Annotated in this window: 11 protein-coding genes and 1 riboswitch; of the genes, 5 read left to right on the forward strand and 6 right to left on the reverse strand. The window is 52.6% G+C overall.

Annotation, left to right across the window (positions count from 1 at the left end; all coding sequences use genetic code 11):
* Window positions 1-11: 11 nt before the first annotated feature.
* Window positions 12-2,048: a bifunctional diguanylate cyclase/phosphodiesterase gene (locus GOM71_RS09020; RefSeq protein WP_156280061.1), complete on the reverse strand. Its 2,037-nt coding sequence runs from the start codon at window positions 2,046-2,048 to the stop codon at window positions 12-14.
* A gap of 223 nt (window positions 2,049-2,271) precedes the next feature.
* Here GOM71_RS09020 and GOM71_RS09025 point away from each other — a divergent pair, with 223 nt between their 5' ends.
* Together GOM71_RS09025 and GOM71_RS09030 are read left to right on the forward strand one after the other, a co-directional pair.
* Window positions 2,272-3,390, forward strand: a complete 1,119-nt coding sequence (locus GOM71_RS09025; protein WP_156280063.1) for a foldase protein PrsA — start codon at window positions 2,272-2,274, stop codon at window positions 3,388-3,390.
* Window positions 3,391-3,503: 113 nt separating this feature from the next.
* Complete coding sequence (locus GOM71_RS09030) at window positions 3,504-4,373, forward strand: aldose epimerase family protein (protein WP_156280065.1); 870 nt, start codon at window positions 3,504-3,506, stop codon at window positions 4,371-4,373.
* 23 nt (window positions 4,374-4,396) lie between these two features.
* On the opposite strand, the gene GOM71_RS09035 is transcribed toward GOM71_RS09030, so the two are convergent.
* Entirely contained in the window at window positions 4,397-5,842 is a 1,446-nt protein-coding gene (locus GOM71_RS09035) for a SulP family inorganic anion transporter (RefSeq protein ID WP_156280068.1), read from the reverse strand.
* Between the two features lie 255 nt (window positions 5,843-6,097).
* Window positions 6,098-6,787, reverse strand: a complete 690-nt coding sequence (deoC, locus tag GOM71_RS09040) for a deoxyribose-phosphate aldolase (protein ID WP_156280070.1) — start codon at window positions 6,785-6,787, stop codon at window positions 6,098-6,100.
* A 162-nt stretch (window positions 6,788-6,949) separates the two neighbouring features.
* Here deoC and GOM71_RS09045 point away from each other — a divergent pair, with 162 nt between their 5' ends.
* Window positions 6,950-7,777: a purine-nucleoside phosphorylase gene (locus tag GOM71_RS09045; RefSeq protein WP_156280072.1), complete on the forward strand. Its 828-nt coding sequence runs from the start codon at window positions 6,950-6,952 to the stop codon at window positions 7,775-7,777.
* Window positions 7,778-8,009: 232 nt separating this feature from the next.
* Complete coding sequence (locus GOM71_RS09050) at window positions 8,010-9,815, forward strand: 5'-nucleotidase C-terminal domain-containing protein (RefSeq protein WP_483311031.1); 1,806 nt, start codon at window positions 8,010-8,012, stop codon at window positions 9,813-9,815.
* Window positions 9,816-9,948: 133 nt separating this feature from the next.
* On the opposite strand, the gene GOM71_RS09055 is transcribed toward GOM71_RS09050, so the two are convergent.
* The 3 genes from GOM71_RS09055 to GOM71_RS09065 all read right to left on the reverse strand — a co-directional run bounded on the left by GOM71_RS09055 (window position 9,949) and on the right by GOM71_RS09065 (window position 12,658).
* Window positions 9,949-11,175: an MFS transporter gene (locus GOM71_RS09055; protein WP_156280076.1), complete on the reverse strand. Its 1,227-nt coding sequence runs from the start codon at window positions 11,173-11,175 to the stop codon at window positions 9,949-9,951.
* A gap of 44 nt (window positions 11,176-11,219) precedes the next feature.
* Window positions 11,220-11,864 (reverse strand): hypothetical protein, encoded by a 645-nt coding sequence (locus GOM71_RS09060; RefSeq protein WP_156280078.1) that lies wholly within the window; start codon window positions 11,862-11,864, stop codon window positions 11,220-11,222.
* A 124-nt stretch (window positions 11,865-11,988) separates the two neighbouring features.
* Window positions 11,989-12,144: riboswitch (cyclic di-AMP (ydaO/yuaA leader) on the reverse strand.
* Window positions 12,145-12,193: 49 nt separating this feature from the next.
* Window positions 12,194-12,658, reverse strand: coding sequence for a cupin domain-containing protein (locus GOM71_RS09065; protein ID WP_156280080.1), 465 nt, complete (start codon window positions 12,656-12,658; stop codon window positions 12,194-12,196).
* A 201-nt stretch (window positions 12,659-12,859) separates the two neighbouring features.
* On the opposite strand from GOM71_RS09065, the gene GOM71_RS09070 reads away from it, so the two are divergent.
* The gene (locus GOM71_RS09070) at window positions 12,860-13,201 is read left to right on the forward strand and encodes a hypothetical protein (RefSeq protein ID WP_156280082.1); all 342 of its coding nucleotides are present in this window, start codon (window positions 12,860-12,862) and stop codon (window positions 13,199-13,201) included.
* Window positions 13,202-13,355 lie beyond the last annotated feature (154 nt).

The following is a 13,355-nucleotide window of genomic DNA, read 5'->3' on the forward strand; positions in this document are numbered from 1 at the left end:
TCTCTTAGTGATCAACCCGGCAGCTTGCGCTGCAACGGCGAGAGATGCACGCTCTCCAGCCACTCGTCCAATTGCTCCTTCGGCATCGGCTTGCTAAAATAGTAGCCCTGCATGACACGGCAGCCGGATGTTCTCAGAAATTCCAGCTGTTGCTCGGTTTCGACCCCTTCCGCTACAACTTCAAGGTTCAATTGATGAGCAAGCACAATAATCGTGTTGACTATTGCCCGCTTTGCAGGCAGATGGCTTTGCTGCATAAACAGCTTGTCGATCTTTAGCGTATGAAAAGGAATAAGATCAAGCGTGCCGAGCGAGGAATAGCCCGAACCGAAATCATCCATCGAAATCGTAATGCCCATTTCTTGAAGCGGAGTAAGCTGTGCGATGACGTCCGGCACATTGTTCATAACGATGGTCTCGGTAATTTCCAGCTCGAGAAGCTCAGGGGCAAGCCCTGCCCGCGCGAGCGCCTCATCAACCATATCGTTCAAATTTTTGCTGTCGAACACTTTCATCGACAGATTGACCGACACGTTGAGCGGCTGCTCTTCCCGAGCGTTCCAGCTCACGCAATCGGCACAGGCCTGCTCCAGCACCCAGCGTGTCATCGAGACGATCAAGCCGGTTTCTTCAGCAATCGGAATGAATTCATCAGGCGGAACGATGCCATGCACCGGATGTTTCCAGCGCAGCAGCGCCTCAAATCCTGTCGGGCGATTTGTTTCCGCATTCCATTTCGGCTGGTAGTAAAGAAGAAACTGCTGTTTGGCCAGCGCCAGCTGCAAATCCTTCTCCAGCTCCATTCGCCGAGAGGACTGCGCGGCAAGCTCCTGATTATAAATATAGTACTTGTTCTTCCCCTGCCGCTTCGCCTGGTACATCGCCGTATCGGCGGCAATCAGCAGCTTCGAGCCGTTAGTGCCATGCTCCGGAGCAAAGCTGATGCCAAGGCTGCAAGTAATGTACAGCTCATTGCCTTCCAGCATGTACGGCTTGCGAATACGCTCTAACAGTTGCTCCGCAAGCTGCTTCGCTTCCGCTTCATCCATATTTTTCGCCGCGAGCAAAAACTCATCCCCGCCAAGACGAAACACTTGCACATTATCGCTCATATAAGAGCGCAGCCTGTCCGCCGCAGCTTGCACAAGCAAGTCGCCGACATCATGTCCCAGCGTGTCATTAATTAATTTAAAGCGGTCGAGATCCAGAAACATGATGGCTAGACTCGCCGATTCAACCAGTTCCTCCTGAAAATAGCGATTCATCGCATGACGGTTGCCGAGTCCCGTCAGCGGATCGCTGTATGCCATTCTCTCCAGCACCGTTCGATCGAAATAGATCGCGCCCCAGGTCACCAGCATGATGCATAGCGTCGCAAATGAAACGCCGACAAGAAGAAACAGATCGAGCGGCACCTTTTCCTGCAATACGGAAATATCTCCGCACCAGAAGGAAGCGGCTGTCATCCCTGAATAGTGCATGCCGCAAACAGCCAAGCCCATAAGCCCCGCCGCTGCCCATTTGGAGAAGCCTGCCCGGTTCGAGTGGCGGAATCGAATAAATAAAAACAGGGCAGCATACGACACAATAACGGCGATGATCGCAGAAACGGCCCAAAGCAGCGGATCATAAGTAATCGACATGCCCGGAGAGCGCATGGATGCCATCCCCGTGTAGTGCATCGCGACAATGCCCGCGCCCATGACAATACCGCCGCCGGCAAGCTTCAGCCGATTCACTTGCTTGGACAGCGTCAAATAGAAAGCGACATAGGAAGCCAGAATGGCCGCTAGAATGGAAATCAGAGTCGTCGGAATATCATATTTGACCGGAAGGCCGACATGAAACGCCATCATGCCGACAAAATGCATCGTCCATATGCCGCTGCCCATGACGAACGCGCTCGCAGCCATCCAGCCTTGCTGCGCTTTGCCTCTCGTATGCGATATTTTATAAACCAAATTAAGAGCCGAATATGAAGCCATTAACGAAATAACAAAGGAGAGGAATATAACCCATCCGTTATAGTTTCCAGCAATCGCAATCATTGGATTCCTCCATTTCCTGTAACAGCCACATAGATGCTAAATTTTTCTTGCGACTCTATACCTATACAATCTTACGAAATGAGTCAGGATGCAACATTTTTTTATTTTAGATTAAGGTTTTTTGTAGAATGTTTTGATATAGTAGAGAAGATTGGAAGCGTATACCGTTTCCCAGACCGAATGATTGATATGAAATGTTTTAATTTTGAAGGGAGTTCATTCAATGGAAAACAAAGATTCGCAGCAGCCTAGAGAAGAGGAACTAAAAAAAGCTGCGGCCGACGAGCAACTGGAACAGGCAGAAGAACAATTCGAATACGACAATGATGCTGACGCTTTATCGGATGACGCGGAGGACAAGCAAGCGGCAGTTGAAGAGAGCGAGCCTGCGGCAGCACCTGCCGAAGCCCGCAAAAGCGGCAGCAAAGCTTGGATCGCGATTTCCGCCATTCTGGCGATCGCGCTTGTGATCACTCTCATTTTCCCTCCTTTCGGAGGAAACGCAGGCAAAACGGTAGCATCTGTAAACGGCAAGAAAATTTCGCAGAACGAGCTTTACAATGAGATGCTCCCTCAAAGCGGCGCTTCTACGCTCGACACGTTGATTACGAAAGAGCTGATCGATCAGGCAGCGGACAAAGCCGGCATTTCCGTTTCGGAAAAGGATGTCGACGCCGAAATCGAAAAGCTTGTTACGCAATTCGGCTCCCAAGAGGCGCTCGACAGCGCAGTTACACAAGCTGGCATGACGATGGAAAGCTTGCGCGACAACACGTTTATGCAGTTGAAAATCCGTAAAATCCTCGAGCCGAAGACGACGGTCAAAGACGAGGACGTGCAAAAATATTTCGACGAGAACAAAGCTTCGTTTGCAACGCCTGAGCAAATCCGCGTCTCCCACATTTACTTGGCGACGAAGGAAGAAGCCGAGGCTGTGCTTAAACAATTGAATGAAGGCGGCGATTTCGCCAAATTGGCTGCGGAGAAATCGACCGACACCAATTCCAGCCCGAACGGCGGCGACCTTGGCTTTATCGGCAAAGGCGACATCGGCGACGAGGCGTTCGACACTGCGGCATTCGCGCTTAAAATCGGCGAGATGAGCGGCGTTGTCCAATCGGCTTCCGGCTTCCACATCATTAAGAAAACGGAAGAGAAAGCAGCGACGACTCCGACCTTCGAAGAGAAGAAAGAAGATATTCGCACGCAGCTGATTGACGAGCAAATTTCCGAGCTGTCCGTAACTTGGATGGAAGAGCTTCGCTCCAGCGCCAAAATTACGAACAAGCTTGAAGAAGAAACAGCTTCCGACAGCGCAGCAACTGAAGCACCGGCTCAATAATAGAATGAAAGAGGAATGCGGGACTTTCGCCCCGCATTCCTCTTTTTTTAAAGCAATACCTTTGATATGATCTAATGGACTGAATGAACTACATATTTGGAGGCAAACAAACCATGAGTCAATTTGAAGTCAAAAGCTATACCGACCATTTTACGATTTATGAGCTGTCCGAGCCGGGTACGGATTCGGTCGTTCGCATCTGCCCGGACCGAGGCGGAATCGTCATCGGCTGCCAGCTGAACGGCCTTGAGCTGTTCTATTTGGACAAGGCTACCTTCGAGCATCCAACAGCCAACATTCGCGGAGGCAATCCGATTCTGTTCCCGATCTGCGGACAATTGGAGAACGGCGCCTACGAGTGGGAAGGCGTTACTTACCAAATGGCTAACCACGGCGTAGCCCGCACAGCGGTGTGGGATGTTGTAAACACAAGCACCGAAAGCGAAGCGTCCATCACCATCTCGCTGCGCAGCAATGAGACGACCAAGCAATCCTATCCGTTCGATTTCGAGCTGATTTTCACGTATGCGCTGAAGGACGGCAAGCTTCATACGCGTCAACAATACCGCAATCTGACGGCTGACAAGGCAATGCCTTTCTACGCCGGCTTCCATCCGTACTTTAACGTCGACAACAAAAAGCTTTCCTACGAAACCGATACAACCCGCTATCTGGATTATAACGATATGGCAGAAAAGCCTTTTGGAGACGTATTCGATTTGGAAGGTCTCGTCGAGTCGGTTACGCTGCTTGATCCGAAAAAGCCGGAAATTGCTTTTCCGGTCAGTGGCGGCGCTAAAGTCCGTCTGAGCTACGATAAAATATTCAAGTATGTGCAGCTTTGGTCCGTGAACGGCAAACCGTTCATTTGCGCGGAGCCATGGATGGCGATGACCGGCGAACTGAACCGCCAGGAAGATCTGGTCATGCTTGACGCAGGCGAATCGCTGAATGCCGTTCTGACCATTAGCTGCGAACGTTAACGTTAAACGAGTTGGGCACTGCGCTAACCGGCAGCGGCTTTGCTTTTCGAATCCGTTGCTGTGCCGGATTGGAGTCGCGACACCGTGACGCGCTTCCCGTTCCCTTGCAGCCGTTCAACGGCGCGATTAATCGCAAGGCTCGCGGTATGATCCCAAACTTTGGATGCAGTGAGGTCGAGATGCACTTCCTCGGCCTCGCAATTCAGCTCGATTTTCTCCTCCAGCGACGAAGCGGAAGCAAAGAACAGCTGCCCTTCCACGCGATAAACACGTTTTTTGCCGTTCCACTCGCTAACCACTTCCAATTTGGATGCACGTATCGCAAAACCGATAAAGCTGAGCAGCACTCCCACGCCTACTCCGATTGCCAAATCATGCGTCAGAAGCACAGCGGCGACAGTCGCCGCCATGACGACCGTTTCTCCCGCGGGCACCTTTTTGAGCTTGAACACCGATTTCCAATCAAAGATCGATACACACACCATCAGCATAATGCCGACGAGCGCGGCCATCGGGATCATCGCCAGCACATCGCCGAGCAAGACGGTCAGCAAGAGCAGGAACAACGCGGCCACTAATGTGGACAGTCTATGCTTGCCGCCCATTTTCACATTCAGCACCGACTCCGCCACAAGCGCGCAGCCAGCCATCCCGCCGAAAAATCCGGCAACGACGTTCGCCACGCCTTGCCCTCGCATTTCCCGGTTTTTATCCGTCCGCTCCCCTGTCATCTCATCGAGCAGGCTGTGCGTCAGCATCGTCTCGGTATAGCCGACAACGGCAAGCGACAGCGAATATGGCGCGATGATCGCCAGCGTCTGCCAATTGAGCGGGATATCGGGAATCAAGAAAGATGGAAGCGATGCATCGATCGCCGCAATATCGCCGATTCGAGTAACGTCAGCGATGCCGAAAGCCCATACGGCGACACTTAGAACCGCAACCGCTGCGAGCGGCGACGGAATAGCCTTGAAGTAGCGCGGCAGCCAATAAATGATCGCCAGCGTTGCTCCGACCAGAGCATACATAAGCCAGGACTGGCCTTCAAAATAACGAAGCTGCGACATAAAGATCATAATTGCAAGCGCGTTAATAAAGCCGGTCAGCACCCCTTGCGGCACGAAACGCATCAGCTTGCCGAGCTTGAAGACGCCCATGAGCAATTGAATGACGCCTGTCAGAATCGTTGCCGCAAACAAATATTGAATGCCGTGCGCGTGCACGAGCGACAGCATCAGCACGGACATAGAGCCGGCCGCCGCCGAAATCATGCCGGGTCTTCCGCCCATAAACGTAATGACGAGCAAAATGCAGATCGTCGCATAAATGCCGACGACCGGAGGAACGCCAGCCATGAAAGAGAACGCCAGCGAATCGGGAACGAGCGCGAGCGTCGCCGTCATGCCCGCCAGCACATTGGCCCGAATATCTGTCGTCCACTGGCCTTTCCATGAAACTTGTTGAAGCATGATAGTTTGAATCACCTCTAATTCTTTCATATAAAATTAATAATGCTATGTGCATTCGCCGACCGAACCTGCCGCGCAGCCGAGCCTTCCGCCTGGTTCCGGCAAATCATCCTCAATACAAACAGCCGACTCAACAGAGCCGGCTGTTATTCGCTTCAAACATCATACCTTGCATCCAAAATCGGGTCAATCCCCAGCACTTGCCGCCGGGCCTGCCTTTCCGCGCCGCATCTGGCCGTTCCGGGTCCGCCCGTTCTAATAGCCTTCTCCGGTTCCGCCGGACACGATCGCAACGCTTGCGCTAGCCCCGATTCGCGTCGCTCCGGAAGCGAGCATAAGCTGTGCCGTAACCAAGTCTCTAACGCCGCCCGATGCTTTCACACCCATCTCCGGGCCGACGGTTTGCCGCATCAAAGCGATATCCTCAGCGGTCGCGCCGCCTTTGCCGAAGCCAGTCGACGTCTTCACGAAGTCCGCTCCCGCTTCTTTGCACAGAAGACATGCGCGCACCTTCTCTTCATCGGTCAGCAAACCTGTCTCCAGAATGACTTTAACAACGGCTTGTCCGTTGCTGGCTTGCACGACGCCTTCAACGTCCTTCTTTACACCCTCGTCATCGCCGGATTTAAGCAGTCCAATGTTGAGCACCATATCGACTTCAGTCGCGCCGTTCGCGATCGCGTCCTTCGTCTCCGCAGCTTTAGCCGCTGTCGTTGTCGCTCCGAGCGGGAAGCCGACAACCGTCGTAACGCCTACGCCGGACGCTGCAAGCAGCCCGGCAGCAAGCTTCACCCAGCCGGGATTGACGCATACGGTGGCAAAACGATGCTGCTTTGCCTCCTCGCACAGCTTAACGATTTCCGTACGGGTCGTCTCCGCCTTCAATGCGGTATGATCGATTGCTGCCGCCACTTCTGCGGCTGAGTAGCTTTTCGGTTGTGTCATATGGTCCGTTCCTCCTATAAAGTTTTGCGAAGCAAAACTATTTCCCCCATTATACGAGACGGACTGCCGGCAGAGCAATAAAGGTTACATTTTACAATTACAGATCGGTTCGATATGATGATGGAACGAAGTGCAACGAACATAATGAGGGGGCTTAACCAGATGGAAAACTTGTTGTTAAAAGTCGATGAAGCAGCCGCTTATATCCGCAGCCGGATAACCGGCGCGCCGCAAATCGGTCTAATCCTCGGATCCGGACTTGGCGTCGCCGCCGATGAAGTGCAATCGCCCGTCGTTATCCCGTATCATCATATTCCTCATTTCCCCGTTTCGACTGTTGAAGGCCATGCCGGAGAGCTTGTGATCGGCCAGCTTGAAGGAAAAATCGTACTCGTCATGCGCGGCCGCTTCCACTATTACGAGGGCTACTCGATGCAAGAGGTCGTGTTCCCTGTCTATGTAATGAAGCGTCTTGGCATCGGCAAGCTGCTCGTCACGAATGCCGCAGGGGGCATGAACCGCAGCTTTGCAGCAGGCGATCTGATGCTCATCACCGATCATATTAACCAGACCGGCACCAATCCGCTAATTGGCGCTAATATTGAGGAGCTGGGACCTCGTTTCCCCGATATGTCCCGCGCCTACAACCCGGAGCTGCGCGCCGTCGCCATTGCCGAGGCTGACAGGCTGAATGTCAAACTCCAGCAAGGGGTGTACATCGGCATTTCCGGACCAGCCTACTGTACGCCGGCCGAGCTTTCGATGTTCGCCGCATGGGGCGCCGACGCTGTCGGAATGTCTACCGTGTCTGAAGTTATCGCCGCCAACTATTGCGGCCTAAGCGTCGTCGGCATTACTTGCATTACCGACATGGCGATCGGCGAAGAACTCGAGCCGTTAACACATGAACAAGTCGTGCGGGTCGCGAATGAAGCGAGACCGAAATTTATCGGGCTTGTGAAAGCAATCGTTCATGCGATAAATAGTTAGCGCCATTGCGCGATATAGAAGCCAGGTCTCCCATCCAGACAGACGATGAGGAGACTTTTTTTCATACAAGGCTAACCATTCTCGAATGCGGCCAAAGTTAGTTAGCCGCTCTTTTTGTTAAATAAATTTAATTTTCAGAAATTTAAAGTTTGAAAAACAGGATTTATATGGAAAAATGCAGAATAGGAAATGTCGTTATACAAAATTTATAGATATGGAGGGAATTGATTCTATGCTCAAAAGGTCAAAATGGCTGCTGTCAGCCCTATTGTCTATGTCGCTGGCAGCAGCTTCGATCGGAACGGCCGCTGCGGCCGGAGATTCGGCGCAGCCTGCCGGCAAGCACATCACGCTGTTGCACACGAACGATATGCACGCCCGCGCTGCGGAGAACACGAACGGCGAAATGGGTTTCGCCAAGCTGAGCGGCATTATCGACAGCTATCGAACGGCTAATCCAAACACGCTGCTGCTGGACGCAGGCGATGCCGTTCACGGCACGACGTTTGCGACGCTAGTCAAAGGCGAAAGCGTCGTACAGGTCATGAACAAGATGGGCTATGACGTTGCGGTTCCCGGCAATCATGAATACAACTACGGCTATGAGCGGCTTCTCGAGCTGGAAGCCAAGATGAATTACCCGCTTCTCAGCGCAAACACCCGCGTCACAAAGAATAACAGCCTCTTGTATAAGCCCTACGTCATTAAAGAGGTTGACGGGGTGAAAATCGGCATCTTCGGTCTGACGACACCGGAAACGGCTTACAAGACGCATCCGAAAAACGTCGAGGGATTGACGTTTACCGATCCGGCCAAGGAAGCGCAAACGATCGTCGACGAGCTCGAGGATCAAACCGACATCATTGTCGCGCTTGGCCATATCGGTCAAGATGAGTCCAGCGATGACACAAGCTTCAAAATTTTAAAAGCGGTATCCGGCATCGACGTTTTCGTCGACGGCCACAGCCACACCGTACTGGAAGAAGGGAAAGTAGCGGATAACGGCACGCTGCTCGTAAGCGCAGGCGAATATACGAAGTATTTGGGCGTCGTCGACCTGTGGTTCGACAAAGGCAAAGTTGTTAAAAAACAAGCGACGCTTATCGACCAGAAGGAAGCGGCAGACATTAAACCGAATGCGGATATCGCAGCATTAGTGGCTGATATTCAGAAAAGCCAAGAAACGCTCCTTTCGCAGGAGGTCGGAACGGCGGCAGTCAAGCTTGAGGGCACACGCGAGCTCGTTCGCGCCAGCGAAACGAATCTGGGCAACCTCGTTGCCGATGCGATTCGCGATGCGGCGGGCGCCGACGTCGCGCTGACGAACGGCGGGGGCATTCGCGCCTCCATCGACGAAGGCACGATTACGAAAGGCGAGGTCATTACGGTGCTGCCTTTCGGCAATCAGATCGTCACGCTCAAAGTTGCCGGCGCCGACATTAAAGCGGCGCTTGAAAACGGCGTATCCGATTACCCGAATCCGAAAGGCGCTTTCCCGCAAGTATCGGGCCTCGCCTTCAAGATTGACGCTGCCAAGCCGGCCGGCGAACGCGTCCATTCCGTCACGATCGGCGGGAAACCGCTGGACGATAAGAAAACGTATCTGCTCGCGACCAACGATTTCATGGCAGCGGGAGGCGATGAGTATACGATGCTGGGCAAATATCCGCAGGCCGGCATGTACGGCTCGTTGGACGAAGCTTTAATCCGCTACATTGAAAAGCTCGGCAAGGCGAATTCAAAGGTCGAAGGCCGCATTACCGCAGCTCCGACACCAGATGCGCCAGTCGTGAAGCCGGAGCCGGAAGTGAAGCCAAAGCCAGAACCGAAACCGGAAACGGGACCAAAACCGGAGCCTAAGCCGGAAACCAAACCGAAGCCGGAATCGAAGCCGTCCGTCTACATCGTCAAGAAGGGCGACACCCTATGGGCGATCGCTAAAAAATTCGGCACGACATGGCAAACGCTTCGCGATTTGAACGGCATCAAAAACCCGGACCTTATTTATCCGGGACAAGTTATTAAGCTTCCAGCATAATGCACAGGGCCGCCTCGAAGTCATCTCAAATGACCTTGAGGCGGCCCCGCTTTTTGTTTCGGAAGCATCATGCATCCCTTTCTTGCTTTGTCCGACGTTCAACGGCTTTACTTCTGCCGAATAACGGAACGTTCTACCGTCCTTTCCTCCATCTCCATTCATATTGGAGATAGATGACCAGGTAGGCGACAAAGAACAGCGAAGAAAGGAGAAACATCATCGCGTAGCCTGCAGCGGCTGCGACAAAACCGAGAATAATCGCGCCGAAGCCGATACCGATATCAAAGGCGTTGTAGTACGTAGCTGTCGCTGCGCCGCGGCGGTCCGGTTCTACCCGATTGATGACCCACGCCTGCAAAGCCGGGAACAAGGCGCCAAAACCAGCTCCGTAGAACGCTCCCGCCGCCAGCAGCATAGCTGTCGTCTCCGTCGCATACAACAATACACAGCCGATGATGCATAACAATGCGGAGGGAAACAACACCCACACTCTGCCCTTCCGATCAAACAGCGGTCCGCTGGCGAAACGGACGAGCACCTCGCTAATCGCGACAACTAGAAAAAAATAGCCGATGTTCGCGAGCCCCTTCTCGATCCCAAAGAGCGCGATAAAGCTTAACAGTCCGCCAAAAGCAAGGCCGACCATCATACCGAGCGCCGACGGAAGCAGCGCCTTTTTCTCAATCACCTGATGAAACAAAGCGGGCGGCACCGTTGTCTTCTGATTGATCTGCCCGGCATCCCGCATCACCGGGCCATCGTCAGTATGCGATTCGGCAGCCGCCGCCCTGACCGGACCCTCCTTGCGCTGTCGAACCGGCAGCGTGCAGAGGAGAGCCAGCAGCAAAATAACAATGCCTGCGCCAAACAGTCCGTTATATCCGAACTGCTCCATCAGCCAAATGCCGAGGAACGGTCCTAGCGAGAACGAGATGGCATTTCCCGTTGCAAAATAACCCATCCCTTCTCCGCGCCGCGAAGCCGGAATGGCATCGGATACGACGGTGCCAAACAACGTCGTCGCGATCCCGAAGCCCGCGCCGTGCACAACTCGGAGCGCCAGCAGCATGCCTACCGTCGATGCGGCAAAATAGCCGGCCATGCCAAGCAAGCATATCGCCACGCCGATGAGCAGCAGCCCTTTTTTACCGAATCGTTTCATCCCAAAGGCAACAAACGGACGCGCAATTACGGCAGCGAATGTGAAGAAGCCTAGAACCAAGCCGATTTCCGACTCGGCGCTGCCTTGCTCGGCTGCAAAGATCGGCAGCGTCGGCAGCAGCATTTCAATAGCCAGAAACAGAAACAAATTGGCGCACGTCAACAAAATAAAATTTCTCGTCCATAAGGACTCTCGCATCCGCCGGCATCCCTCCGACTATCGCTAACGCGCCATAAAAAGCTTCACATCAGCGAAGCATTGTTGCCCGATTTCCCGTAAAATTCGCTCCCGGGCAAGTCGTCGAACCAAATCGCTTCCTCCGGGCAATCAAGCATCATGAAATGGCCCGATCGTCCGACATTCGATTGATGATACTTCAAGTAGGCTTTTCCGTTATCAATGGACATAATTTCGATTTTGCCCGAGGCATGGCACATCAGCAGTTTCACCCTGTTGCCAATGCTCGCGGCAAGCGCCTTTGCGCCTTCGACAGCCTCATAGGCCCGTTTGAGCGGCATGCTCCAGTCGCAAAGCTTCTCTCTCGCATCGGCTTCGGGGCGGTAAATGAAAAAAGAAACCTTCACTGCGCCCGCCAAAGAAAGCTGATTGAGCAGCTGAGCGAGCACGAACGAATCATCATTAATACCTTTACGTATCGGGACGTGAGCGGCAATAACGGCACCGGCAAGCGCAAGCGCTTTGAAACAGTCTAATGACTCGGCCGTTATTTCTTTCGGATGGTTAATTTGCGCAGTTACATGAATCGGGGAATCGGCCGTCTGACCGTCATTCTCCAATCGCTTGATCAAAGCGGACAAACCTGCGTCTTCCGCAACGAGCAGCGACTCGTTATTTTTCCATGTAACCATATACTTGGGCTGCGGCATACAAACTCCTCCTCAAAGATAGAATTTGTGTTGCACGCTTCCACCAGCGGGGGCCGTAAAAAACACAGAAAGACCCTTACTCGGGTGATCGGCAAGGGTCTTGAATCTTCGTATGTCTAATAAGAGTTGACCCATCCACTGCTGACGAGGTTAGCTGACGGACTCGGGTAAGATGGTACCCTAAGGCTTAGATGCGTTGCACCTGAAGTCTATTCGCCCCAATTGCGTTTGGTTCCCCCGCTTTCCGACCCTGGAGCCGAAAATTAAGCGTAACATTAGTGTAAAAGACGGCCGCAGCTTTGTCAAACGAACAGGCTGCCCGATTTTTACTAGCGTTGTATCAATTTAAAGTCGTCGTAATGGAAGCCCGGAGCAACGACGCATGACACAAGCACAGGCTCATCGCCCAGCGGGCGCGCCATTTGCCATTCGTTCGCAGGAACGAGCGCTTGCGGATGCTGACCGTTCTCAACATCTCCGCCGAGAATTATCTCTTTGCGCGTGTATGGCTCTGTGTCCGTTCCGCCAAGCGTCAGCACCAGCGGGCTTCCGGAGTGCCACAGCCACAGCTCGTCCGAATAAACGGTATGCCAGTCGGAAAACTCTTCAGGATGAAGCAGAAAATAAATCGACGATGCCGCGAAGCGCGGTCCGGAATACGGCTCGCCCAGCACCTGCTGCGGAATTTCAAACGATGCTTTCCAAATCTCTTTGTACCATCCGCCTTCGACATGCGGCTGCAAATCGAGCGCTTTAACAAGCGGCGACAATTGCTTTACGTTTGTAGTGCTCATATGTTTTCTCCTCCTACACACTCTATCCAGAGCGCTCTTTATCTGCATCAAATTTTATAATGAATGCTTCGGCACCGTCAATGCTCGGCTTGTCCAGCACTTTTTACCTATCGGTCATTTGCTCCATAATTGTGACATTCGCCGCCAAATCCTTTATAATTAATGAAAGCAATCAAATCCGCATACTGGGAGGTGATCAACTTGAGCAACATGAGACGATTGTTTAAAATGTTCATTATCGCTGCTATTTTCGCATCTGCAGGTTTATTCGCCTACAAAGCGGAAGGCCCGCGAGAGCTTCATGCTCCGACCGCCGAAATGACCAATGTAACCGACAATCACCATAGCGTCGCCGCTCGCGCGCATGCTGCGGTTCATTATCCCGCGTCTTTAGTCCCATTGCTGCTGTCAGCCGTAATTGCCGTTATTTCACCCAGCATTATCCGGTTTGTCCCCCCTCTGTTTCTCCATGCTTTTATCCCGCAAAAAATGAAACATTTATTTCTTATGCCCGTTAAATTCACGTCCACTTTCGTAAACTAAGCGCGAAAACCTTAAAGTCGTCTGTTTGCATCTGCCATGATGTTTATTAATCATGCCCCTTTTCGCGCATAGCTTTGCTTCCTGCGAATGCTCTGCATACAAAACTAGTCAAAGCATACGCTTTCGAAGCAAGTTTTTGCTTCGCAAAACTAAG

Source organism: Paenibacillus sp. NEAU-GSW1, from assembly GCF_009737085.1.
Lineage (GTDB): Bacteria > Bacillota > Bacilli > Paenibacillales > Paenibacillaceae > Pristimantibacillus.

Bases quoted from the DNA above. Each gene is read 5' to 3' on its own strand.
- GOM71_RS09045 (WP_156280072.1), top strand. From the start codon at position 6,950: ATGGAAAACTTGTTGTTAAAAGTCGATGAAGCAGCCGCTTATATCCGC.
- GOM71_RS09055 (WP_156280076.1), bottom strand. From the start codon at position 11,175: ATGCGAGAGTCCTTATGGACGAGAAATTTTATTTTGTTGACGTGCGCC.
- GOM71_RS09035 (WP_156280068.1), bottom strand. From the start codon at position 5,842: ATGCTTCAACAAGTTTCATGGAAAGGCCAGTGGACGACAGATATTCGG.
- GOM71_RS09050 (WP_483311031.1), top strand. From the start codon at position 8,010: ATGCTCAAAAGGTCAAAATGGCTGCTGTCAGCCCTATTGTCTATGTCG.
- GOM71_RS09030 (WP_156280065.1), top strand. From the start codon at position 3,504: ATGAGTCAATTTGAAGTCAAAAGCTATACCGACCATTTTACGATTTAT.
- GOM71_RS09060 (WP_156280078.1), bottom strand. From the start codon at position 11,864: ATGCCGCAGCCCAAGTATATGGTTACATGGAAAAATAACGAGTCGCTG.
- GOM71_RS09065 (WP_156280080.1), bottom strand. From the start codon at position 12,658: ATGAGCACTACAAACGTAAAGCAATTGTCGCCGCTTGTTAAAGCGCTC.
- GOM71_RS09025 (WP_156280063.1), top strand. From the start codon at position 2,272: ATGGAAAACAAAGATTCGCAGCAGCCTAGAGAAGAGGAACTAAAAAAA.
- deoC (WP_156280070.1), bottom strand. From the start codon at position 6,787: ATGACACAACCGAAAAGCTACTCAGCCGCAGAAGTGGCGGCAGCAATC.
- GOM71_RS09020 (WP_156280061.1), bottom strand. From the start codon at position 2,048: ATGATTGCGATTGCTGGAAACTATAACGGATGGGTTATATTCCTCTCC.